Genomic DNA, 26761 nt, shown 5'->3' with positions numbered 1-26761 from the left:
TAGGAGGGCAATTGCCCTCCATGATTAGATTGCTTGTGTTGAAAATGCTCGGGATTCCATCACGCGGACGATCGCATCCGCGGTATCAAGGGAGGTAAACAATGGTGTGCCATGCTCTACTGCTTCACGTCGAATGATAAAACCATCTTTTGACGCATTCCCACGATCTTTATCAATGGTATTGACGACCACTTGTGCTTTGCCAGCACGAATCAGGTCAACGACATTTTTCTCTTTTGTTTCTTCAGAGATTTTAGCCACTGGGGTCACCACAAGTCCGTGTTGTTCAAAGAACGCTGCAGTATTTTTCGTTGCCAATAAGCTATAGCCGATTTCTGCAAAGCGTTTTGCTAGACCTAAAGCTTCTTCTTTCGTTTCATCGGCGATCGTAAACAAGACAGCACCATAATCAGGCAAGCGTAAACCAGATGCTTCGAACGCTTTATACAGCGCTTTGTCTAAGTTTTGATCCGAACCCATGACTTCACCTGTCGATTTCATCTCTGGTCCTAAATAAGTGTCCACTTTATGCAACTTCGTAAATGAGAAGACTGGCGCTTTGACATGGACGTTGGCAGTTTCAGGGTACAAGCCATCTTCATAGCCTAAGTCTTTCAATTTTTCTCCTAAGATGGCTTTTGTCGCGATCTGTGCCATCGGGATATTCGTCACTTTGCTCAAGAAAGGAACCGTCCGACTCGCACGTGGGTTCACTTCGATAACATATACTTGGTTGTCGTGGATCACGAATTGGATGTTCATCATCCCGATACAATTCAACCCTCGTGCTAAACGGATCGTGTAATCTTCGATTGTTTGCTTGATTTCCTCTGACAGCGCTTGTGGTGGATAAACCGCCATCGAATCGCCGGAATGGACACCTGCACGTTCAATGTGTTCCATGATTCCTGGGATCAAGACGGTTTCACCATCACAGATCGCATCGACTTCGCACTCACTACCGATCAAGTAACGGTCGACTAAGACTGGATGTTCTGGTGAAGCTTTCACCGCATGTTCCATATAATCTTCTAAGTCACGTTGATTCTCGACGATCTCCATTGCCCGACCTCCCAAGACATAGCTTGGACGAACAAGTACTGGATAACCGATTTTGTTTGCGACTGCCACAGCTTCTTCTTTACTTGTCGCAGTATCTCCTAGCGGCTGAGGCACCCCTAATTCTTGTAACGCTTGTTCGAATAGATCACGGTTCTCCGCACGATCAAGGTCTTCGATCGTTGTTCCTAGGATTTTTACACCTGATTTTGCTAATGGTTCAGCTAGATTGATCGCTGTTTGTCCTCCAAATTGGACGATGACACCGATTGGTTGTTCCAACTCGATGACATTCATCACATCTTCAAAAGTCAAAGGCTCAAAGTAAAGTTTATCAGAAATCGAGAAATCTGTCGAAACGGTTTCAGGATTACTATTCATGATGATTGCTTCATAGCCTGCTTGTTGAATGGCTTTCACTGAATGAACTGTCGCATAGTCAAATTCTACCCCTTGTCCGATACGGATCGGTCCAGAACCAAGTACTAGAACAGACGGTTTTTCTGAACGATGGCTTTCATTTTCGATTTCATACGTACTATAGAAGTAAGGTGTGTGGGATTCAAATTCGGCAGCACACGTATCGACCATTTTGTAAACAGGCTGAATGTTCTTTTCTGTACGTAATTGGCGAATCGCTTCCGTCGTCGTTTTCCACAATTCCGCAATTTTTCGATCTGTGAAGCCATTTTGTTTCACAGTAAGAAGTAGATCCAACTGATTCGGTTGTTCCGAAAGCTCCTCTTCTAATTCGATGATATGCAACAATTTATCCAAGAAGAATAAATCGATTTTCGTCAAGTCTGCTAATTCTTGGATCGGATAGCCACGACGGATCGCTTCGGCTAAGTAGAATAAACGATCATCTTGTGCCCGGACGATTTTCTCCATCAAACGTTCTTCACTGACTGTCTTCAGTTCTGGCAATTCAAGGTGGTGCGCCCCGATTTCTAATGAACGAACGGCTTTTAATAAAGATTCTTCGATGTTACGACCGATCGCCATCACTTCGCCGGTTGCTTTCATTTGCGTGCCTAAGACACGTTCACCGTTTTCGAATTTGTCGAAGGGCCAACGTGGGATTTTTGCTACTACATAGTCCAATGCGGGTTCAAATTCAGCATAAGTCGTTCCTGTTACTGGATTTTTCATTTCATCCAAGGTCAAGCCTAACGCGATTTTAGCTGCTAATTTTGCGATCGGATAGCCGGTCGCTTTACTTGCTAAAGCAGAGGAGCGTGAAACACGCGGGTTCACTTCGATGACATAGTAGTTGAAACTATGAGGGTCTAATGCTAACTGAACGTTACAGCCACCTTCGATTTTCAATGCACGGATAATCGATAGTGATGCATCTCTTAACATTTGATATTCATGGTCTGCTAATGTTTGACTCGGTGCAAAGACGATCGAATCACCTGTATGGATACCGACTGGGTCGAAATTTTCCATGTTGCAGACAACGATGGCATTATCGGCAGAGTCACGCATCACTTCATATTCGATTTCCTTGAAGCCTGCAATACTACGTTCAATCAAACATTGTGTGACAGGCGACAAGCTCAAGCCATTTTCCGCGATTTGGCGTAGTTCGGCTTCATTCTCACACATACCACCACCAGTCCCCCCTAATGTGAAGGCTGGTCGAACGATGATCGGGTAACCGATTTTATTGGCAAAGGCAACTGCTTCTTCCACCGTTGTCACGATTTCTGATTCTGGGATCGGTTGATTTAATTCTTCCATCAACTTTTTGAACAAGTCACGATCTTCTGCTTGGTCGATCGCACTTAATTTTGTCCCTAATAATTCGATGCCTAATTCGTCCAAGATTCCTGATTCAGCTAATTCCATCGCCATATTCAAACCTGTTTGCCCACCTAATGTCGGTAAGATCGCATCAGGACGTTCTTTTCGCAAAATTCGTGAGACAAATTCTAATGTGATTGGTTCTAGGTAGACTTGATCGGCAATTTCTTTATCAGTCATGATCGTTGCTGGATTGGAGTTGACTAAGACGACTTCGTAGCCTTCTTCTTTTAAAGCAAGACAAGCCTGTGTGCCTGCATAGTCAAACTCAGCGGCTTGACCAATGATGATCGGACCAGAACCGATCACCATGATTTTATTGATATCTGTGCGTTTTGGCATTAGAATTGCTCCTTTCCAGCGTCCATCATTTCCATAAATTCATCAAATAAATGTAGTGCATCATGTGGGCCAGGTGCTGCATCTGGATGGAATTGCACACTGAAGGCAGGATAGCGACGGTGACGGACACCTTCGACTGTGCCATCATTGACTTCCACATGAGTGACAAGTAATTGTTCCGGATCGATCGTTTGTTCATCTACCGCATAGCCATGGTTTTGTGACGTAAAATCGATTCTTCCTGTTGCAACTTCACGAACAGGATGATTCAGTCCACGGTGACCAAATTTCATCTTGTACGTATCTGCACCATTTGCTAGCGCAAAAAGTTGATGCCCCAAGCAAATGCCGAAAATCGGGATCTTTCCTTGGATTTGTTTGATCATCTCGATCGCTTCCGGTACATCTTTCGGATCCCCTGGTCCATTCGTCAACATCACGCCGTCTGGCGATAATGAAAGGATCGTTTCCGCATCCGTATTGTACGGTAAGACGGTTAAATTACAGTCACGCTTACTCAATTCACGTAAGATGCTATGTTTCAATCCAAAATCAATGACTGCCACATTTCTTCCTGTTCCTGGGCTAGGATAAGGTTTATTGGTTGAAACTTGTTGGACTTGGTTCGTTGCCAAAACGGTTGCTTTTAGTTGGTCAAACGCATGTTCAAATGTGTCGCCTGCATCCACGATACTGGCTTTCATCGTCCCAACTTCACGGATCTTTCGTGTCAACGCCCGTGTATCGATGCCAGAGATACCAGGGATTCCCTTTTGTTTCAAGAACTCGTCTAATGTCATTTGGTTACGCCAATTTGACGCAACACGTGCATGCTCTTTGACCACTACACCTTTACACGTTGGTGCAATCGATTCATAATCATCACGGTTGACGCCATAATTCCCTACCATCGGGTACGTAAATGTAATGATCTGTCCATTAAAACTTTGGTCTGTGATCGTTTCTTGATATCCTGTCATACTTGTCGTAAAGACGATTTCTCCAAACACATTGGCTGTCGCGCCAAATGATTTCCCTTTAAATACCGTGCCATCTTCTAAAATCAGCAACCGTTCCATCCAATTATTCCCCCTTATGCCAAACAAGTTTTCCGTTGACAAATGTCATCAATGTTTCCCCTTTGATTTCCCAACCGACAAAAGGTGTGTTCTCGCCTTTTGATAAGAAATCTTTTTTATCGATTACTGCAGCATGCGCAATATCGTAAACTGCCACGTCTGCTGGTGCGCCGATCGTCAATGTACCAGCTTCCAAACCAAAGATAGCTGCTGGTTTGACTGCCATCCAGTCAATCACTTGCTCTAGTGTGAATTTTCCGGTTTCAACAAAATGTGTATACACGAGTTGGAAGGCAGTTTCACTTCCAACGATCCCGAAAGGTGATTGCAAGAAACTTTGACTTTTTTCTTCTAATCCGTGAGGGGCATGGTCGGTGGCAATACAATCGATCGTGCCATCAAGCAAGCCTTCGATCAATGCCTCGCGATCGGCTTTGCCTCTCAATGGTGGATTCATTTTCCAAAAACCAAAATCTTCTGGGATATCTTCATCGATCAAGATCAGATGATGTGGTGAAACCTCTGCAGTCACGCGGATCCCGGCTTTTTTCGCATCGCGGATCACTCGCACACTTTCTTTTGTTGAAACATGGCAGACATGATAGTGAACGCCTGTTGCTTCCGCTAATAGGAGATCACGAGCAATTTGAGAAGACTCAGTCACACTCAAAATACCTGGCAACCCTAGCTCTTCTGCTTTTTCTCCTGCGTGCATCACACCGCCAAATAATAATGATTCATCTTCTGTGTGAGCAACGAGTGCTTTATTGTTTTTTGCGGCTTCTTTCATCGCTAAGTACATCGTGCCTGCTGTTTGCACGCCGACACCATCATTGGTAAAAGCAAATGCGCCTTCATTGATCAATGCTTCTTGATCGACCAGTTCTTCACTTCGAAGATTCTCAGTGATCGGTGCATACTGTAATACTTTGACGACCGCATCACGTTTGATGATGTCATAGACTTGTTTTAATTTTTCCGCTGTATCAGGTACTGGGTCAAGATTTGGCATCGCACAAACAGTGGTGAATCCCCCTCGAGCAGCTGCTTTCGTGCCAGCTTCGATCGTTTCCTTGTAAGTAAAGCCCGGCTCTCTCAAATGGACATGGACATCCACTAATCCAGGTGTGATCAACTGCCCTTGTGCATCAAACACTTCATCAAATTCAGCCTCAGGAAAGCCTGTACCGATTGCTTTGATCTTTCCTTCTTCGATCCAAATTTCTGCTGGAGTTGTTTCATTTCTTTTTGTATTGATTTGACCGTTTTTAATGAGTGTTTTCATGTTTCTTCCTCCTCTTATGTTTATGCTTTTCCACTTAATACAGCTTCTAAGATTGCCATTCTGACAAACACGCCATTGCTCATTTGTTGAATGATCCGTGACTGTAACCCTTCAACCAGTGAATCCGCCAACTCGACATCTCGATTGACTGGTGCCGGGTGCATGATGATTGCATGTTTTTGCATTTTTTTAGCGCGTTCGACCGTCAAGCCGTACTCTTGGTGATAGCCTTCTTTTGAAAAGCTTTCTTTTCCATCATGGCGTTCATGTTGCACCCGCAACATCATCATGACATCGACTTGATCCAGCAAGTCATCTAGTGGTAAGTAATGACCGTAAACTTCAAATTCATCGTCATACCATTCTCTTGGACCTGAGAAGAAAACCTGCGCGCCAAGACGTTTCAACATCTGCATATTCGATTTTGCGACACGAGAATGTGTGATATCGCCGACGATCGCCACTTTCAAGCCTTCGAAATAGCCAAATTCTTCATAGATCGTCATCAAATCAAGTAAACACTGCGTTGGATGTTGCCCACTACCGTCACCGCCATTGATGATCGAGCATTGGATCGTTTTACTTTGGATCAATTCGTCATAGTAGTTTTCATCTCCATGACGGATAACAGCTACATCCACCCCAAGTGCAGACATCGTTAGAACGGTATCGTATAATGTTTCACCTTTTGTAACTGAACTTGTACTTGCTTCAAATTCGATCACTTCAAGACCAAGTTTCTTTTCTGCTACATCAAAACTTTTATGGGTTCGTGTACTGTTTTCAAAGAACAAGTTCGTTGCAAAATATTGGGATTTTTGTGGTGACCAAGTTGCGCCTTGCTTGAACTCTTGTCCTCGTCGGATCAACCCCATTACTTCTTGGTCTGTCAATGCCTCTACCGTTAATAAGTGTTTTAAACTGATGCGTTCTGATTTGATGATCATGCGATGTCCTCCTTAATTTTCTTCGCTGCGTGAAGTTTCTGGTAAGATAAGATTCAAAATGATTCCTAAAACTGTTGCTAATGCCATGGCAGATAAAGTGAATGTCCCGACTTCTAGGACTAATCCCCCGATACCTACGACTAAGATGACTGAAGCAATCAATAGATTTTTCTTTTTATCAAAATCGATTTTGTTTTCGACTAAGATTTTCATCCCGCTTGCCGCAATCACTCCGAATAGGATGAAACTGATACCTGAAATGACTGGGCCAGGAATACTTAATATCAAAGCACTTAGTTTGCCAATAAAGCCAAGGATCACTGCGAAGACCGCTGCACCTCCGATCACGAACACGCTGTGTACACGAGTGATTGCCAAGACTCCGATATTTTCACCATAACTTGTCACTGGAGGTCCGCCAACGAAAGCTGCCACTAACTGAGCCAATCCATCTCCTGTCAATGTACGGTGTAAGCCTGGATCTTCAAAGAAATTACGTTTCGTCAATTTGTTTAAGACCATCAAATGGCCGATGTGTTCGGTCATTGTGACAAAGGCGATCGGTGCCATTGTGGTGATTGCTCCTATATATAACTTCGGTTGATATTGGACAAATGGAATCTCGAAGTTAGGTAGTGCGAACCATGGTGCGTCAATGATTGGTTGTGTGTCAACGATCCCGAAAAGTAAAGCGACGATGTAGCCAGAGATGATGCCAAGCAAGATCGGTAACAATCCTAGGAATCCGCGTAGAAACATATTGAAGAAAATCGTCAATCCTAAAGTGATCAACGCAACTGATAGATATTTGAAATCATAATGGTCTTGATTGAACATCGCGTTGTTTGCTGCATTGGCAGCTAAACCTAAACCGATGACCATGATGACTGGGCCAACCACGATCGGTGGCAAGATTTTGTCTAACCAGGCGGAACCGATTTTCTTGATGATCAACGCAACGATCAGATAGACAAGTGCTGTCGTCATCGCACCTTGGGCGATCGCCGGGAAGCCGTCGGTTTTCATCAACATCTGCATGGCTGCGATGAACGCGAAACTACTGCCTAGATAAGCTGGGATCTTCCCTTTCGTTGTAATCAAGTAAACGATTGTTCCTAATCCTGAACTGACCAAGGCAATCCCTGGGTCGATTCCAACTAAGATCGGTACTAAGACAGTTGCACCGAACATCGTGAATAAATGCTGTAAACTTAATCCCACCCAGTGTCCAATGGTTGGTCGATCATGGATGTCTAATACCACACTATCGTTGTGGAACTTTTTTTCTTCTGCCATCTTTCCTTACTCCTCTACTTTTCCTCGTTTAAGATCATGATGCGATCTTGTCCATCTAATTCTTGCATCTCTACTAAGATTTCTTCTTTTTTTGCTGTAGGGATATTTTTTCCTACGTAATCTGCACGGATCGGTAATTCTCGGTGTCCGCGATCAACTAGAACCGCTAGTGAGATTTTTCTTGGACGACCAAAGTCCATGACCGCATCCATTGCAGCGCGGATCGTCCGTCCTGTGTATAACACATCATCGATCAAGATAACTTCTTTTCCTTCTAAACTGACTGGAAGATCTGAAGAATGCAATTCTGGTTCTTGAGCGATCTCTTTTTTATCGTCACGATACAATGTGATATCAAGTTCTCCCACAGGTACTTCAATATTTTCGAGTTGTTTCAGACGTTCGGCAATTCGAGCAGCGATATAGATCCCTCTCGTTTTGATTCCGACTAAAACGATCTCTTCGATACTTTGATTTCTTTCGATGATTTCGTAAGTGATACGTGTTAGCGCTCGTTTCATCGTTACTTGATCCACTACTTCTTTGGCTTGCATCATTTTTCCCCCTCTATTTTTCACACAAAAAAACTCCTGCCCTAAGAGGACAGGAGGAATGTTTAGACTGAGTGTATACTACTACACTGGTCGCTTTGTGTATGCGACGTCATTGAGCAAGTCTCGCTATGGCGCACCACAGGAATTCTTACTCACACCCTTCTTAGCCTCACGGGACTAAACTTAAAGGACTTCTATTAAGTTTTTCTTTTATTGTTTAATACTATACCGTTAAGTACTTTAAAAAGCAATATCTTTTCTCAACTTCTCTAAAGTTTTTTCAAAAACTTCTGGCAATGGTGCCTCAAAGGTCATTCGTTCATTTGTTTGAGGATGAGTGAAACCTAATAATTTCGCATGTAAAAATTGGCCATTGCCTTTGAGAGTTTTCTTTGGTCCATATACGGGATCACCTGCTAAAGGATAACCGATATACTTCATATGCACACGGATCTGGTGCGTGCGCCCTGTCTCTAATTGTAATTCTACTAAAGTAAAATTCTCAAAACGTTCTAGTACAGTAAAATGCGTCACAGCTGCTTTTCCATCTTCACGGATGGCTTGTATTTTTCGATCGACTTTTGAGCGGCCGATAGGTGCATTGATCGTCCCTTTTTCATGTGGAATGACGCCATGGACTAAAGCAATGTATTTTCTTAGGGAAGTTTTATCTTTCAATTGCTGTGCCAACGCTTCATGGGCTTGATCATTTTTGGCGATCATCAATAATCCAGACGTGTCTTTATCGATTCGATGGACGATCCCTGGACGGATCACGCCATTAATCGATGAAAGATTTTTCATATGGTACATCAACGCATTGACTAGTGTTCCTTGGGCATGACCAGCAGAAGGATGAACGACCATGCCTTGTGGTTTATTGACCACAGCTACGTCGTCATCTTCATAGACGATTTCTATTGGTAAGTCTTCTGCTACGATCTCAAGTTCTTCAGGCTCTGGTACTTCAACGATGATCGCATCCGCCGATTTTACTTTGTAATTCGCTTTTACTGGTTCACCATTTACGGAAACGGCACCGTCTTTTAACCATTGTTGGACTTGTGAACGACTATGATCCGCAAATAATGCTGTCAGAACTTTATCGATCCGGCCTTTTTCTTCTTTGATAGTTGCTTTTAATTGTGTCATTTTTTTCGTTGGTCCTTTTCATCTAAAATAATATAAATCAATACGCAGATCACACCGATTACTAGAGAAATGTCTGCCACATTAAAAATCGGGAAATTCATGAAATCAGTTTGGAACATATCGATCACATAACCTAAACGAACACGATCGATAAAGTTACCGATTGCTCCTGCTAGAATCAATGTCAGACCGATCATGAACCAACGATTTCCGTTGCTGCGATTTTTGATCATCAACGTCAAGATCACTACAACTGCGATGATCGTCACGACAGTAAAAAACCACATTTTTCCTTCTAGTAAACTCCAAGCTGCTCCGAAATTACGGATATGATTCAAGGACAAGATCCCTGGAATCACTGATTTCGTTTCTCCTAAAGCAAAGTTATCGACGATCAACCATTTTACCCATTGATCTAATCCGATGATCAACGCACTTATAATCCAATATATCGCTAACAAACAATCATTCCTTTTCTACTTCATGATAAATATCTCTTGGTCTGATGATCCCTAATAAATTTCCGTTAGGATCGCCGTTTTTGGTGATCAACACAGCTTCAAGCGTACCCTGCTCACCAAACATTTTTTCTACTTCAGCAATCGTTGTCTGAGCTGAAACAAAATGATAATTGGTGTACTTGCCATCTTGTGTGATCAGATCGGCAGCTATTTTTCCTTGAAGATCGATCACACCATGGTGACTTTCTTTGGCCAACCAAAAACCTAACATACGCAACGTCACTAATCCTTTGAATGTTCCTTTATGATAAAGCGGGAACTGAGAATACCGCTTTTTAGCAACAGTCTCCAATAAACTAGGTAATGGGATGTCCCATTCAAACCCCGTCACATGCTTTGCGAAACGCGGTAACACTGTTTCTGGGCGAATCAGTTCTTGCTCGATTCTTTGGATACGCTTCGTCGCCCATTCATTAGGCTCAGCGATGATAAAATCGACGGCGATCCGATCATGCACGATCGCATTACGTAATTGAGCCAACTGTAGTAAGTCATCCTCATATTTTTTGATACTTTGGTGTTGCTTTTGTGCTAAACGACGAACGAGTTCAGTAAACCCCATATTTCGTGGATTTCCCATCTCTTCTTGCATCCATTTTTCGATCCGATTAAAGCTACTCAAAAAAAGATCAGAATTCTTCATCACTAGCCTCCTTGATGACATATGCTTTATTTTTTATAAATAGAAAGAAACCAATCATTACGATGACGATCAGTAAACTATAAAGGATACTTTGAATAACAATAGCACTGATCCCTGTAAACAAGAAAAGCAAGGGATACAACTGTAATAGTAATAGATTCATCGTGATCCGATAGTTTTTAGTTGGTTCTGCTATCGTATAGACTGGACTTTTTAACCAAAAAAAGGTGACTTGCATCTGAAACGGGGGCTCGACATCTAGAGTAACAGATTGGTTTTGCCCCAAACTGATTTTCCGATCATCCACCCGCAATGTGATTGGACTACCCATTCCGTAAAATCCCGTATCTCTAGTAACATTCACTTCCATTTTCGCTCCTCCTATTATGCGTTAGTCTCTATCAAAACACAAGCGGAATCTCTGTTATCTCCTATGGATCGATCCTTATGCCATCTTTTTCAGAAGTCATTTTTCCTCATTCTCATCCTCTATTTTACTCTCCAGTCTTTTCTGTCCAAATCGGTTGACAGAAGAAACCAAGAATACTAGGCCAGACATAAATAAAACCGAGGATATAAACGTAATCCCTAAAACTGCTAAAAAATGAGGATCAAAATAACCAGTATATAAATCATGGTATAAGGTATAATTTCTGACTCCCGTCACTATGGAAACAAATAAACTCGCAACAATCACTGCTGACACACGCAATTTCTTTGCATGTTTGGATGGATCAATGAGCTCATGACCAATCAGCGAACCACGAATCAATAGATAGATGAACCCTATTCCTAACAATAATAACTCAGTCAACAATTCAGAAACAGGTTGCTCCAAAAGATAGCTCTTTACAAAGATAGAAGTGGTTAATAATACGAATAATAATAAAAAAGCTTCACTTTGTATTTGATTATTGATCTGTACAATACGTTCATCTTTAGGCTTATTCTTTTTCATCTTTATCCTCCCAAAATAGATCATCTAGTGTTTGATTTAATTCATGGCAGATGGCTTGACACAATTTAAGTGTCGGATTATATTTCCCTGCTTCAATCAATCCAATCGTTTGCCTTGTCACCCCAACACGTTGTGCTAATTCTTCTTGGCTTAAATCATTTGCTAAACGTGCGAGTTTCATTCGGATGTTCTTCAACTTGATGACTAACCTCCATTCTTATCTCTTACTCATATTGTAAACTATACATTACTAAATGTAAAATATATATTGCTAAAATAAGCGTAAAATAGGAATAGCAAAAAGACTGGTACGTTAGCCTTCTCGCCCGAACTCCGAATAAACGACAGGAACAGAAGTCACCGCTTAGGAAAACAAGGCGCCATCCATAAAAATTTGAGGAACAATTTTCGTGGATGGCGCCTTGTTTTTTGAGGCTCAACAAAAAGTGTTTAACTTTGACTAGTTTCCATTACTTTTGAAGATTTAAGTCGCTCTTTTTTTTTGCAGGGGTGTTTACTTGCCCACCATTCACAAATCCACTGATTTTTGTGCTAAATCCAACCAGTTTATTTATTCGCGTTTTTTTCTGTAGGGGCTTGTTCTGATTCGTCTTGCTAATTGGTAAGGGACTTGTAGTTGTCTTCACCGACTGTTTTTGCGTAACTGTCAACTCTGAATTTCTTTCTGCTGTATGAAACTGTCCAGAATTCATCAATGCAAGAGTGACAAGCATTTCCCCATTGATTTTTGGTTTGTTTTGATTATTACTGAGGTCTCGTTTCAAAAGTTTTGGTCGTTGATTGACTGGACGCTTATTGAAAGGATTTCCTAATGCAACATCTCTGATCATTATCATTAGAGTTTCTGCATCAAGGATTTGAATATTCATACTCATCATCGCATCAGATTTTTCTGCAAGAATAACCGCCTCCTCTGATAATGTCGGGGACTGCTGATAATCTGCTAACTGATCAACATAGCGAGTGAACTGGTTTGTTTTGAAAAAACCTGTATATTTTTTAAAATATTGGTTGCGAACATCTACTCCAGATTTTGAATACCCCGACACCATATACGGATAACTTGGAATAACATCATATGCCATAGCCACGATATGAGTTGTTTCATGGATAAGGGTTTCCTTTGGATCTACAGATATCTGCATTTTTGGCATATAATCTGGATCAATATGATTGGTATCAGCAATAAATATGATTCGACATTCCGGATCATGACTCAATATGAACGCATATGCTTTCGGAATTGCCTCGACCTTTGAATAGAATGCCTGCGTTGTTTCACTTTTTGCTAATTCAGTAGAAACGATCCAAATATTTTTAAATCCCCAATCTGCTGATTGCCGTAGAAAGCGCTCGCCTTTTTCCGCTACAGTTAACAATCTTTTAAAAATTTCTTTTAAATAAGGTTCACGGTTTTCAATCAGATACATGTCAAACATCTCTACTGCATACTTACCTTCCGGTGTTTCCGCAATGTTATGTAGCTTCAACAACTCGATACATCTTTCTTTTGTAGTTTTGAAATAATTGATTGCTTCAAAAAATCCATCTGACATTTCTTTAAAGTAGGGTTTAAGATAATCTGGTACCTTGCTAATATCCAAACCAGAAAAAACTTGGTAATCTACAGGTTGCGAATGATACATCATTTCAATTCCTTTAGAAATTGCTATTTGCGTACTTTTTTCATCCAAAATAACCTCGATCTGTGGTTCTGGGATAAAAGCAGTTAATTTTTTACATTCTACATTTTTATCAGTCACCCTTGGCAGCGGATCAGTGCCCACTACCACTGCTTGTCTAATTTCATTCCATTCTTTCCATCTTCCTGGCGTGTTTGGTAACAGCTGGGAGGGAGCGGTTCCCTCTTGTGACGAACCAGCAGCATCGCTTGAAGTACCAGGTAGCGACTTATCAGCTGTTCCGGTCCTTCTTATTTGATTTTGAATATCAATCGTTTGTTTTTCTAGCTCAGATTCAAATCTAAAAGAGTGATTGATTGGATCAAACCTTAAAACAGTCATCGTTTCAAGGAAATCTTTTTTTACTAAATGATACCGATCTACTTCCTTATCCAATAAGATCAACGGGAGATACCGGTCATTGATCTTGATGTAGGACCTGCCATCCATGTTCCACATCAAACCTCGTTCATCTGGGGGCGAAAGAATACTTGGATCCCATAATGCTTCAAATTGATTGATTCGGTTCGTTACGTCTATTTCTACAGATTTCACAACAATAGGCGATGTAGGAGGTTCAAAATACCATTCAATCCCATTGAAATTGACGGGTAACAGCTGTTCTCCATCAGAAACATCGTAGCGTACGCCATGCTTTTTGAGCACAGTTATTTCGACAGGAATCATATGCCCATCCATTTGAAGCACAGAAACTCGTTGACCATCTCTTTTTTTGAATGTAAAGACGTTCCCTTCTCCATAAGCTTTAGGATTTAAATTAGGTTCTTCTACGAATACTTGATCAACATCCAATGTTCTTGAAAGTCGTTGGATCACTACCTTTTGTCTTGGTGTAAAGGTAGCAGGTCCTTCGAATTCTCTCAACTGATCACCTCTTAAAGTAAAGTACTTCCCAGAAACATCCCCATTTCTAAGATCACTTACCCTTAAATATAAGTTATTTGGCATGCGCTTCACTCGAACTTCTGGGCCATCCTTGGCAAAGCGTGCAGTCACATAACTTTTTGTCCAATCGGTCTGTTTACTTCCTAAATCATCTAATTTTGTCAATGCTGCTTTCAATTCTTTCCCTATAAATTGTTCATTGCTAAAATCCACTAAACGTTTCAAAATGAAACGTCCACCACCTGAGAGCAACTCTACTCCTGGATCTAAATAGCGTATAGCATTTACTAACAGCCCTCTAAGCTCGGTTAGAGTCGGAAGAAAGCGCGTGCTCGTTTTTAGCGTAACACTCAGCCCACTTTTAACGACGGATTTTGCAACTCCTAGGGCAAACCTCATGTTGAAAGTAGTTACTTGACCTAGAATAGGAATCAATGAGACAGCATCAATCAGACAATTAGGTACCGCTTCTTCGACATTTTGCTCGGAAATGCCGACAACACAATCATAAAAAGGAATCACGTGTTTTAAGACGTTCCAGACTTTTGTAGCGGTCGTTTGTTCATTTCCTGAATCATATAATTGTTGATAAAGCGCATCTCTATGTTTCAAACTGATTTGATTGGCTAATGTTTGTTTCGCATTCCCAAGAGAAAATTCCTTATCAGTATACACTTTCGTGGTAAATGAATAATCTTCCTTTCCAATCCGGATCTTATCTCCATTTTTTCGAAATTGCCCATCCCAGAGATCATTTTGATCCATCAGACCATAGGTAAGGAATAAAAATGGATCTTTGTCAACACGATAAAAATTGTATCCCCCTTTTTCTACTTGTTTCAATGCATACCAGCGCTCTTCATTTCCCTTGATGACGACAATCAGATCCGTTTGATTCAAATGAAGCGTCGAGTTCAATAATTCCTCCTGTTTATAAAATAAAAGCGGAGGAACTGAACGTAGATTTATTGGAAACTGATATTGCCGGACTTCACTTTTAAATTGAGCCGAAGCTGGATAAATTCGGCTATCTGGAGAAAATAAAAAATCCAACTCCTGTTCCCCGATCGATTGAATGGACAGTTGGATAAGGAACTCATTGAGCAAGTGAAAAGAGTCTGAGACATCTTTGGTCAGTCGAGTATACCATCTTTCAAGATCTGGTGGTATCCATGGACCGGGACACGGGTTTCCGCCAGCTAGATACACTTGACTCGCTGCCAAATCAAGCTTTATTCCAAGTCGATTGCACTCTGCTAATACTTCATCTACTAACACTACTTTTCGTCGCCAGTTGACCACAGCTTGTCGGTACGTCAAGACAAGATCATCAGCAATCGCTTGCGTTTTCATCATCTGGAGATACCCTTTGTGCGAATAACCAATAAATGTAGTAAGTGCTACTTCGATATAGTCTCCCTTCACTAGCGCTTCTTGCATTTTATCAGGTTCTAGTTGCGCCACAGTAAGCAAGGCTGGTGTCAAAAGGAAGGACAACTCTTCGAAGTGATGGATCCCCTCAAAACTAAGTGTTTCTAAGAAAAATTCACCTAGCAATCGTGTTTCAGTCTGATTGAACTGTTTCGAAAAACCTAAATCGGCCATTAAGCTCGCACCTGTTAGTTGAGTCAACGAATGATAATCAGAAATCAATAACTTGTCTGGAAGATTGCTTGATTTCAGTAAGTAATGGGGCAATGCTTGATTGGATAAAGAAATCCAAAGTTTCTTTAGATACATCTCTGCATCCTCAGCTCGAATGCCATGTTGTAAAGCTACTTGTGTCTGAGAGAGGTTGATCAATCCTGCTTTTTTTAATTCTTCAAACATAAACAAGCTTCTTAGTTGACCAATCGTAAAGGCTGATGGGTCAGTGGCTTCAACGATTTGCTTTGCGATGTAGGCTTCAATCGAACTACCTAAGACATTCTCAAACGTCCACTTCATCACCGTTCTTTCGGCACTGGAATCAGAGATCATTTCATCTGGACTACCACCATACAATTTCAGTTCTTTTAAGATAACTGAAGCAACTGCCTGAACTTTCTCAGGCATGATAATCGTTTCCTTCTCAGCTTCGATGAACCATCTTCCCATCGCGCTCAATACATCCTCTTTTGTTGCCATACCAATGAGTAGTCCTTTGTTACGAAAAAAATCTTCGACTTGTTTCATTACTTTTGGACTACGCCACTGTTCTTTATTTACTGTTTCTTTCGATTCCTTGTCTTCTTTATTCGTTGATTCTGTCAGAGCAATCCCGTTCAAGTCTGTAGAAGATGAGACTGTACTATTTTCAACTACCGATTCATTGCTCACTGATCGTGGCACTACAGTCAATAATGAGTCATTCGCTTTAATCAGATCCCACAACCATTTCGTAAAAGTGATTTCAGCATGTTCATTTGAAATAACCCCATCTACCTTTTCATTGAGGATCACTTGGGCGATTTGCTTGACTTTTACCATATCGATAATGTCTTGAGTAGCTCCCTCAAGTAAAATCCAATGTGATACTGTCTCAGCAAGTACATTTTGATTTGATGCATGACACACAACACCCTGTTCAGATAAAAATATCGCAACTCTTTGACGTACCATATCGTCCTCATTTGTTGAATGCATATCCGGTGATTTTTCTGGTTGTTGCAGATTATTTATGGATGTATCTATATTATTTTCACGAAGAAACAATTCGGTTTTTTGTTTCACTTGTTCTTTACGTTCTTTTTCCTGATCCTTTTTGATGTTATTGATATCAATGCCCAGAATTTTTTTCTTAATTTTCTTATATGTATAACCGGTCTGCGCATTGTTGTCTTCCCATTGCAGCAAAATCGCTCTTGCCTGATTGACCATTAAATTTTTCTCTGTCATGCCATAGGCTTGCAAAAGTAAGGTGGCTGCTGTTCGTTCTCTTTGCAGGATTTCATCGTACAGTTTCCCATTTAAAATCCATTTTTGCATCCCAGAAACTAATCCTGCAGGCGTTGGCTTGTTCAAATAAATTCGTTGCTTATAAAGAAATTTTTGAACGATATCGTTTACTTCGACTGTTTTTGTTCGCAGGTTGAAAGTATTTTTATGATAATAGATTGCTGGAATTTTTGTATCCTTAGAAACACTTCGTGGCCGCTGATGTATAAAATCCGCATAGATTTGATTGTTTATTTTTTTTTGATTTTGGAATTGATTCACTGTAGCTGTCTCTACAGGTGATAAGTGATACTGCTTCGTTTGTTGATTGATTTCTAAAAAAAGATAATCAATCAACAAAGTATTCGTTTTCCATTGCTTATAGATCGACTGTAATCTTATGTCCGATAAGAAGTCACCTAATCGTACATCTTCTATCCCATTTCCTTCAAGTATTCGATAAGCAAGATACTGTGCTCTAGCGGAGTACAGCGAATCTTCATTTTTCCAATTCATTCCTGCCCATCTTTGAACAACTTCAATCAACTCTAGATCAGTTGCCTGTGATCCAAGTAAACTCTGATCAACAAAAAATTTTTTTAAATGAGTATTTACTTGGGCTGTTTGATTCCTTCTTTGAGAAAGCAACACGTCATAATGAAAATTCGGTAATGGGGACAAAGCGCCTGGAGGTTTTTTATTTTTAGAAATAGCTTCAGGTGATTTGAATGACTTGTTCATATTCAGAGTCCTTAGAAGGAAACAATGGTTGATCCTCTAGACTTATTCCCACAGAATGAAGAGTTGTAGATTGGTCGGACGTTGCTCGACCAATGGTAGGCGCTGCTTCAGCGCCTCTTGTGACTAAAAAATCATATTTTTTTACAAAGTAATCAAGTTTTTCTGTCAATTTGTTGGTGAGTTCCCTTAAAGGAGCCATGATTCCCGCCTCAACTTCCTTTACGGCCGGTTCTTTCATTGAAGCTTGAGTTTGCGTTTGATCAGATAAAACTGACGCTAGAGGAATATGCGCATTCTGATTTATTTGGCTATCAACTGTATCATAGGTCGAATAATTGACAGAGAATGTTTGGCTCATCCATTCAATAAAATAAGCCATCGCCGAGTAGCCATTAGCATCATCTAGTGGTTTCTCTGTATAAGTAGCATTCTCTGCTTTGCCGAAAAAGGTCGTAAAGAGCTCGGTTAGTTCTCCCCAAAAAGCATCAATGACTAGCGTCTCCTGAATAGGAATACTCTGCTTTTTCATCTTTTCTGTCGTTCTTCCATTATTTGTTTGATAGAATTCTTCCACAGTTGATTCAAATACCGTTTTCATTTTTTCAGCTGCTTCTTCGGCAGTGAACGTGCGTGTCTCCTTCTCTATTGCTTGCTTCTTAAAAGAAAACTTTTGAATGTTCGCAGGCATATCTTTCCGTTCTTCATTTGTTGTTTGTGATTTTGTAATGGCTGTCTGACAAATCGTTTTAAAATGAGCTTGTGTATGATTGGCACTATTCCACAAGCCAAGAGGGTTTTGATGAAAAATCTCACTCGTAGTCGTACAATTTTCTACTTGCGCCATTCGATGCGCCATTTTGTGCATCCCAATGCTCCATTGATGGGCCTTTTCGACTAAATAGATGAGCGGATTCGAAGGCACGGCCGCCTCAATGAACGAGCTCGTAGGGATAGACGCATTATTCACCATAATTGGAATAAATCGCTGGGGATTCGCGGTAGAACTTGACAATAAAGAATCTAAAGTGATCTCCGCGCCTTGTTGTCGTGCTCCTACAAAAGTATCCACTTCAAACGCTGCAGTAGTTTCTTGCACTGCACGCTGTCGATTAGGTAAATTTGTGTCCGATATTCGAAGATTTTGACCAATACTTAATAAGTAAAGTATCCCTGTCGACGACCAAACGCCTCTGCCGACAGGATAATGCCCAAAACTTTGAGCAAGTAAATTCAAGTTTCTTCGTTGCTCATTGTCAGTTATATATCTCTGAAACTTGTTGGTGAATTGACCGATTCTTTCTCGATGTTGTTCGATAGGCATCCTCTAACTCCTTTATTTATTAGGTCTTTGCACACATTTCAATAAGAGATAGATTGTATGCACAACTGAACCAAAAATTTGCATCATTAAATCAATACTTGACTGAGTAAAACTAAATTTATTTGAACAGATTTTAGGAATAAAAATATACTACTTCTACCTAAATATATGCCAATAATCATTAAATAACCATCGTCCACATCGAAATTATCAACGCACGTTTTACTCTTCAATAGCATTCATACATCGTGATTGTAGTATCTCAATTTTGTAAATTTATTCCAAACTGTTTCCTTTTATTCTGTCTAATTGTTGAAGTTCTATTTAGCGTCTGGCTTCTTCTGATTCCTCTATTTATCCTTGCGAAGAAATTATCATAAACCGCAGGATTGGTACTCACGGAGTGAGCTGAGTTTGTTTGTTGGGCAGGTATCGGTTGAAATGTTCCCTGATTGATCTCCCCTTCCGATAAATTCAAATCACTTCGTTTCACTCTTGATCGTTGTGCAGGACTCTCTTTATTTTGCGATTGACTATTGGGCATTTTTGCGTCTATCACTGAAGCAGGACTTGCCTGTTTCGAACCTACTACGGCAGAAAATTCTGTTGTGGTAGCTACTCCACTAAGGGTACTTCCTAAAGAAGGTTCTTTCGTCACTTCCAATCCAATATTTTTTTCTGCAGTTCCAAATTCACCGATTGACATCAAGGACAGACTTATAAGTATATTGCCACTTCCAAGCTCCTGAATGGGTTCTTGACTTGGTTCATCCACAGAGCGTTTCGGTCGCAAGAGCGGTTGATCATACTTATATCCATAGGCAACATCTCTTAGTAGAGTCCCCACCATTTCCGCATCAGTCAGCATATAATTAGCAAACAACATAGAATCTTTGCCAAAATTTTGAAAAACGGCCATCCTTGATAAACCATCTAATCCTAAATAATCAGCGATCAGTTGAACAAACTGGATAAAACTAGCCGTTCCGAAATTAGTATGATACTTTGAAATGAAGTCTATTTGTGCATCTTTCCCACGTTTTAATAATCCACGGTAAGACGGTCCGTACGTGACGATATCATTAGTCATTGAAACAAGATGAGTCGTTTCATGGAGCAACGTTTCTGAAACAGGTGGTGCTATTTCAGCTTCTGGCCAAATCTTAGGGTCCTTATTGAAAGAATCAGCGATAAGCACGATTCGATTTTCAGCATCATTTCTAATCACAAATCCATACGGCGAAATACGTTGTTTGCTTAATGAATAGAATGCCTTGGTAGTCGCATCTTTTTGTAAATCGGTCGAAGCAATCCAAATATTCTTAAATCCCCAATCTGCTGACTGTTTAAGAAACGCTTTGCTTTTTTCTGCGATTGACTTAAGCCTTTTGACTCCTTCTTTTAATACCGCCTGTTCTTCGGGTTTGCCATATACATTAAACATATTAGATAAATAGATTCCTCTCTTTGTGGAACTTATTTTTTCTAGTTTAAGCATATATGTACATTCTTCGATAACTTGATCTAAGATAGTCAGTGCTTCATTATATTCTTTTGCAACTACGTCCCGAAATGCTTTTAGATGTTCAGGCATCTTAGCGGCATCTAAACCAGCATACACGCGAAAATTTTTTTTCAACTCATCGGGTAAACAACTTTGGATTCCCATCGCGATTTTTTTTAGGGTCAGCGCTTCATTTGTCCTTATCTGTTTTTGTGGTTCTGGTATGAACTTAGTTAGTGGTGGAAGTACCACTCGGCTATCTTCCACTATAGATACAGTACTGGGACCAGCTATCTCAATTGCGTTCATATGCGTCTTCCATTCCGGCCACTTTTCAGGTATTTTAGGCAGCCTCATATATGGTGGATATTTAGGATTGTTAAGCGTTAAAGTGGATAGCTGGCCTCTGACAGGGACATTTCCACCTTTGGAAGTGCTTGCGCCTTGATCAAAGCCACCAGCCAGTAATAGATCGTCCAGATGTTCAACTACCCTTTTCTCCAATTGAGTTTCAAAACGGAACTGATCGATTCCAGGATCCAAACGCAAGACAGTCATTGGCTCAAGTATATCTTTTTTCACTAAATGATATCGGTTGTTTTCCTTATCTAATAACGCTAAAGGAATATAGCGTTCCTGGATTTTAATATAGGATCGACCTTCTGCACTCCACATCAGCCCATTTTCATCTGGTGCCGAAAGGGTGCTTGGATCCCATATGGCCTCAAACTGATTGATACGATTCGTCACTTCGATTTTTACTGGTCTCGAAATTATTGGGGATGTATCTGGTTCGAAATACCATTCAATACCATTAAAGTTCACTGGCAATACCTTATCGCCATCTAACACGTCATAACGCACACCGTATTTTTTGATTGTTTGGATTCTAACAGGAACAAGTTGATCGTCCATTTCAATCACAGTCATTTTTCTTTCGCCGTTTTTCAATATGTCCATGACCGTTCCTTCACCATAACCCTTAGGATAAAAATTTTGCTTTTCGATAAACATCTCATCAGGCTGGATATTTATTTTTAAAGAGTTGATGATTTCCTTTTGTTTTTGAGAAAAAATTGCTGGACCTTCAAATTCTCTCAATTGTTCTCCTCTTAAAGTAAAATATTTCCCATAAACTTCACCCTTTTTAAAATCTGAAACTTTGACATATAAACTGTTCTTCATTTTTTTTACAAGAACTTGCGGACCATTTCTAGGTAAACGGGCGTTGATACCCATTTTTGATATAACTGGTTCTGGTATCTCTTTTTCAAATTTTTCTAGTTTTATCAATACAGTTCCAAAATGAATATTTCTTGCAAGAATTGGTTGGTCTTTAAGTTTCAATAAGTTCTTGATCACAAATCGTCCGCCATTAATTGCTGCTTCTATACCTGGGTCGATATACCGCACGACACTTGCCAAAAGACTTCTCAGATCGGAAAGTTTTGGAAGCACTTTTGCGCTATATTTTATTAATCCCGTTACCCCATTGTTTGCAATAACTCTTGCTGCTCCCAATGCAAAACGGATATTGATAGTAGTGACTTGTCCTAATACAGGAATGACAAGAAGCGCATCAATGATACAATTTGGCACTGCACTTGCAGCATCCTTATTGACAATGCCAATTACGCAATCGTAAAAAGGAATGAAATGACTAACAGTATCCCACACTTTACTAGCTAACGTTTGGTCATTTCCTGAGTCATATAGTTGTTGATACAGTAAATCTTTATGTTTCGTACTGATATTATTGAATAACGATTCTCTATCATCACCATGAGATAATTGTTTATCCATGTGGATCTGTGTCATAAAAGAATAAGAATACTCGCCGATCCGAATCTTATCCCCTTCTTTTTTATATTTCTTCCACCAAAGTGATTTTAGGTCCATTAAATCATGCTCTAAAAATAAAAGAGGATCTTGGTCAACACGATAAACACGATACCCCCCCTCTTTTTCTAACCGCTTCAATGCATATGTGCGTACTTCATTGTCCCGAATAGCCACTAACAGATCAGTCTGTTTAAGGGGGAGGATCAAATCATCCCTATTTTCTTTTCTGCTAGCAATCATCAAAGACGGAATCGATCCAATCGGGTTCGAAGCAAGAGCAGCCTCATCTCTAAACTCAGCCGTCCCTTCATAGACACGAGTTTCAGGAGAAAACATAAAATCTAACTCTGTCTGATTGAATGAATCGACAGATAGCCCAATCAATTTTCGGTTCAATAGATGATACGACTCTGCCACATCACTTGTTAACTCTCTATACCAAGGTTCGATACTACGCGGAATCCATGGTCCTGGACAAGGATTACCTCCAGCTAAATATACTTCTCCTGCAGAGGGAGGCACTCTTATCCCAAGTCTTTCACACTCTTTGAGGACTTCATCCACTAATGCTTGTTTTCGCCTAAAGTTGATGACAGCTGTTTTATAGTTTCGATAAAAGCGGTTAAATTCTTCTTCGTGAACCATAACCGTAAAGTAGCCTCTTTGATAGTAGCTTATGAATGTACTAATAGCTACTTCCCGATAGTCACCCGCCTCCATTGCTATTCTTAATCGTGGCGCATCTAACTGAGCCGTCGTGAATAATGCCGGTATCAACAGATGATCTAATTCTTCGATATCCTGTACTCCTTTTTCACTGACTGACTCAAAGAAAAGTGCACCCAACGTACGAATTTCCTCTTTTTCAAATTTATTAAGAATACCTGAAGCTACTAGTATTCTTGAGCCTGCAATCTGTAACAATGAACCATAGTCGGAAATCAGCAGATTATCTGACAACGCACTTGATGTGAGAAAGTAATTAGGGAGTAGATAGTTCAGACAACCAATCCACAAAGATCTTATATTAGCTTCTAATTCTTTATACTTTTTAGGATCGCTTTTTTTATTAAGCATGATCCGTTTGTCCTTAATCAATTCATTCAGTTTAAATGAATCTCTAAGCTCACCAATCGTAAAGGTAGCAGGATTAGGATGATCAAGGATTTTTTTTGTCGCATATTCTTCAACTGAGCTACCTAGCACATTTTCCATGACCCATTTCATGACTGTTTTTTGTGCATCATTGTCAGAAATCAACTCATCCTCTGCTCCACCATATAAGTTCAACTCTTTCAATATGACTGTTGCTATAGCTTGTACCTTTTCAGGGTTTATCTCCCCATTATTATTATTTTGTGCAAACAATTTCCCAATTCCACTCAGAACTTCCTCTTTTGTTGCCAACCCTGTGATCAAATTATTTTGACGTAAGTATTGTCCCACTTTATCAATCACTTGCTGACTTCTCCATTTGTTATCTTCATTTATTGACACCGGTTTAACAGTTTTCGGTTGATTTTCAGGCAAACTAGGAGATTCTTTCTTTGCCATTTTTTTCTCTAACCAATTTGAAAATGTCAATTCTGCTTCCTTATTTGAAATAAGACCATTGTCTTCTTGATTAAGTATCGTTTGAGCGAGTTCTTTTAGTTTAACAGGATCGATCACTTTTTGAACAGCACCCTCAAGCATTAGCCAATTTGATACCTTGTCAGCTAACAACTGAGGATTTGATATATCACAGACAATACCCTTTGTTTTTAAAAAATGACAGATTCGTTTGTCGATGACTTCTGATGGTTCATCAGGGAATTTTTGTTGTTTATTTTCTTCGTTGACATGAGTGGTTGCATTCATAGGTATGATATGATTTTCTTTAAGGAAAGATTGAACTTGTTGTTCCTCGGTCTGATCTGATTTATCCTTGCGAGCATCCGGCGCAATCGCATTTATACGATTTTTTTTATACCGATAACCCGCTTGCGCATTATTATTTTCCCATTGGAGTATGACCGCTCGTGACTCGTTTGTTCCCGCAAGTGTCATATTTGATCCATATGCTCTCAATAACTCTTTCGCTACTAGTTCTTCTCGACTCACGATCTCTTCATATTTTCCTAATCTCAATAGCCACATCCGCGTCCATCGGACCAATTCACTTGCAGTTGGATTCTTTAAAATGAAGCCTTGCTTTTGTGCAAAATCAATCAATTCTTTATTCACTGATTCTGTTTTCTCTCGATTGTTAAAGAGATCGCGATTGTAAATAACTGCAGTAATCGCCTGTTTTTTTGGTACAGTAGCAGGAGCATCATTGATGAAGTCCGAAAAAATTTGATTGCACACATTTATTTCTGTTCGATAATAAGCCTCAATCGTTTTTTCCGCTGGTGACAGTTGGATTGGTTTCGATTTTTCTTGGTAGGTATAGTTTGCCAAGTACACATTGACTTTCAATTGCATAAAGATTGCTTGTAGTTGTGTCGTCGTCAAAGCATCACCTATTCTGATATTCTTCAAACCATAGTTTTTACGAATGAGAGAGGCGGCAAATTGGACTTTGGAAGCGTCTTGTGAAATATCATTAATACGACGGATTCTAACCCAATTCTCAAGCGCTTTGATCACTTCCACATCATTAGCATTTTTAGTCACAGCTTTTTGTTTGATCAAAAAGACTTTCAACTTTCTTACTACATTCTTTGTCTCGCTCTTACTCCGAAATAAATATTTATCGTAAAAAAAGTTGGGTAAAGGCTCTTTGTATCGACTAGTTGGGACTCGATCATGCTCAATATCCTCTATGATTCCTTTCACGATTTCAATCTTAGTAGATCCAGGATTCTTCATTGTTCCCTGTCCCCGCTGATTATCTTTAACTGTCTCGACTTCACTTTCCTCTCTAGTATTGAAGCGCGGATCATTGATCGGCCTTCCCTCAGCTCCTCGAACAACGAATAGATCCCACTTTTTTATAAAATTGGTTAGTGTTTCATCCATTTTGCTAAACAACATCCAAAATTGTGTCGCAAATCCTTCCTCTTCCTTATTCAAAGTTGGAACTTCACTTGAAAAGGCATACGCTCGAAAAGAATGAGGAACATTCATACCATTTGAAGGTTTAGCTGTATCAGGAATTTTTTCTTGATAGGAAATACTTTGAGCCATCATGGATAAAAAGCGAGTGATCAGCGAATCTCCTTTTAAACTTTCAAGTTTTTCTGTATAGATTGGTTGATCAAAATCATGAAAAAATGTAATGAATGCCTCTGTTAAACCCTCAAAGAAACTAGCTGACTCAGGAACATCATTTTTCACATTTTCTGTTGTCTGTTGCTTTGTCTGATTGGTTGTTTTGTTAAATGATTGTTGAAAAATTTTTTTCAATTTTTCCGCCGCATCTTCAAATAAAAATTGTTGTTCTGAACGATCACTTACACCTTTCTTGAAGGAAAAATGATGTAGATTGGTGGGTTTATCTATTTGTTGTTGATTCATCTTATGAGATTCAGCAATCGCACTCTGACAAACGGTTTTAAAGTGGACTTTTGTATGCTTGAGTTGTGTGTGATTAGAATTAGTTGCCTCTTCCCATGATTTTGTGAGGTCTGTGATAGTCTTATTTGTTGTGCAACCATATGTTTCTGCAATGCCATGTGCTATTTTATGTACGTTCAAACTCCAGTGATGAGCAAAATCTGTTAAATTATAAGCAGTATTATCATGAAAAGCTCGTGAAGGCAAAGAAGCAATTGCAGTTGTATTCTCTGTCAAAGCTGGGGTGATCAACGTACTGTTCACTGTCGAATGCGAAGTAAGCGCATGTAGCACTTCTGTTTGATTCGCATGTTGCTTCACTTCGACAATAGTATCTGCTTCAAAAACAGCGCCACTATTATGTATTGGTTGTCGTTGATTAGGTCCCTCACCTCGCACGACCACATTTCCTAAAATGCTCGAGGCGTATAATGACAATAACAATGGTGAATGAAGAATCTCTGGTGTAGGGGCATGACCGACACCAGAAGAAATTGCTTTTACTGCATCTTCAAAAGCCTGCTTATCTTCTTTATTATTCTTTTCATTGTTGAATTGACCATTTCGTTTTCGATTACTTTGATTATCGATTGGCATAACTCTCTCTCCTTATTTTGTTGATGAGATACAAACCTAAAGGTAG

Annotated in this window: 15 protein-coding genes; all 15 read right to left on the bottom strand. The window is 40.0% G+C overall.

The window, feature by feature from the left end; translation table 11 throughout:
* Nucleotides 1-24: 24 nt before the first annotated feature.
* The 15 genes from carB to IGK77_RS07140 all read right to left on the bottom strand — a co-directional run bounded on the left by carB (nt 25) and on the right by IGK77_RS07140 (nt 26715).
* Nucleotides 25-3210: a carbamoyl-phosphate synthase large subunit gene (carB, locus tag IGK77_RS07210; RefSeq protein WP_074798955.1), complete on the bottom strand. Its 3186-nt coding sequence runs from the start codon at nt 3208-3210 to the stop codon at nt 25-27.
* Nucleotides 3210-4289 (bottom strand): carbamoyl phosphate synthase small subunit, encoded by a 1080-nt coding sequence (locus tag IGK77_RS07205; protein WP_071867265.1) that lies wholly within the window; start codon nt 4287-4289, stop codon nt 3210-3212. Before IGK77_RS07205 ends, carB begins: the two co-directional genes overlap by 1 nt.
* 4 nt (nt 4290-4293) lie before the next feature.
* Nucleotides 4294-5574, bottom strand: a complete 1281-nt coding sequence (locus IGK77_RS07200) for a dihydroorotase (protein WP_074798954.1) — start codon at nt 5572-5574, stop codon at nt 4294-4296.
* A gap of 20 nt (nt 5575-5594) precedes the next feature.
* Nucleotides 5595-6521, bottom strand: a complete 927-nt coding sequence (locus IGK77_RS07195; protein WP_023519624.1) for an aspartate carbamoyltransferase catalytic subunit — start codon at nt 6519-6521, stop codon at nt 5595-5597.
* Between the two features lie 12 nt (nt 6522-6533).
* On the bottom strand, nt 6534-7817 hold the full coding sequence (locus tag IGK77_RS07190) for a solute carrier family 23 protein (protein ID WP_010735517.1): 1284 nt from the start codon (nt 7815-7817) through the stop codon (nt 6534-6536).
* A 14-nt stretch (nt 7818-7831) separates the two neighbouring features.
* Nucleotides 7832-8371 carry a bifunctional pyr operon transcriptional regulator/uracil phosphoribosyltransferase PyrR gene (pyrR, locus tag IGK77_RS07185; protein ID WP_074798952.1) on the bottom strand — a complete coding sequence of 180 codons (540 nt, stop codon included), beginning with the start codon at nt 8369-8371 and terminating at the stop codon, nt 7832-7834.
* Between the two features lie 240 nt (nt 8372-8611).
* Nucleotides 8612-9523 (bottom strand): RluA family pseudouridine synthase, encoded by a 912-nt coding sequence (locus IGK77_RS07180; protein ID WP_074798951.1) that lies wholly within the window; start codon nt 9521-9523, stop codon nt 8612-8614.
* Nucleotides 9520-9984 (bottom strand): signal peptidase II, encoded by a 465-nt coding sequence (gene lspA / locus IGK77_RS07175; RefSeq protein ID WP_071867262.1) that lies wholly within the window; start codon nt 9982-9984, stop codon nt 9520-9522. The genes IGK77_RS07180 and lspA overlap by 4 nt, the downstream gene beginning before the upstream one ends.
* Before the next feature lie 4 nt (nt 9985-9988).
* Nucleotides 9989-10687: a CBS domain-containing protein gene (locus tag IGK77_RS07170; protein WP_071867261.1), complete on the bottom strand. Its 699-nt coding sequence runs from the start codon at nt 10685-10687 to the stop codon at nt 9989-9991.
* Nucleotides 10674-11057 (bottom strand): hypothetical protein, encoded by a 384-nt coding sequence (locus IGK77_RS07165; RefSeq protein ID WP_074798949.1) that lies wholly within the window; start codon nt 11055-11057, stop codon nt 10674-10676. The genes IGK77_RS07170 and IGK77_RS07165 overlap by 14 nt, the downstream gene beginning before the upstream one ends.
* 96 nt (nt 11058-11153) lie before the next feature.
* A complete protein-coding gene (locus tag IGK77_RS07160; RefSeq protein WP_074798947.1) occupies nt 11154-11645 on the bottom strand; it encodes a DUF6773 family protein in 492 nt (163 codons plus the stop codon).
* Nucleotides 11632-11826, bottom strand: a complete 195-nt coding sequence (locus tag IGK77_RS07155) for a helix-turn-helix transcriptional regulator (protein ID WP_196768995.1) — start codon at nt 11824-11826, stop codon at nt 11632-11634. Before IGK77_RS07155 ends, IGK77_RS07160 begins: the two co-directional genes overlap by 14 nt.
* Nucleotides 11827-12115: 289 nt before the next feature.
* Nucleotides 12116-17911 carry a QWxxN domain gene (locus IGK77_RS07150; RefSeq protein ID WP_438713121.1) on the bottom strand — a complete coding sequence of 1932 codons (5796 nt, stop codon included), beginning with the start codon at nt 17909-17911 and terminating at the stop codon, nt 12116-12118.
* Nucleotides 17886-19232, bottom strand: a complete 1347-nt coding sequence (locus IGK77_RS07145) for a hypothetical protein (RefSeq protein WP_438713120.1) — start codon at nt 19230-19232, stop codon at nt 17886-17888. Before IGK77_RS07145 ends, IGK77_RS07150 begins: the two co-directional genes overlap by 26 nt.
* Before the next feature lie 262 nt (nt 19233-19494).
* The gene (locus IGK77_RS07140; RefSeq protein WP_074798944.1) at nt 19495-26715 is read right to left on the bottom strand and encodes a QWxxN domain; all 7221 of its coding nucleotides are present in this window, start codon (nt 26713-26715) and stop codon (nt 19495-19497) included.
* Nucleotides 26716-26761: the final 46 nt, after the last annotated feature.

It is taken from the genome of Enterococcus sp. DIV0806c (assembly GCF_051710905.1).
GTDB lineage: Bacteria > Bacillota > Bacilli > Lactobacillales > Enterococcaceae > Enterococcus_B > Enterococcus_B mundtii.
The sequence above is the reverse complement of the archived record's forward strand: the minus strand, read 5'-3'. Positions and strand labels throughout refer to the sequence as shown.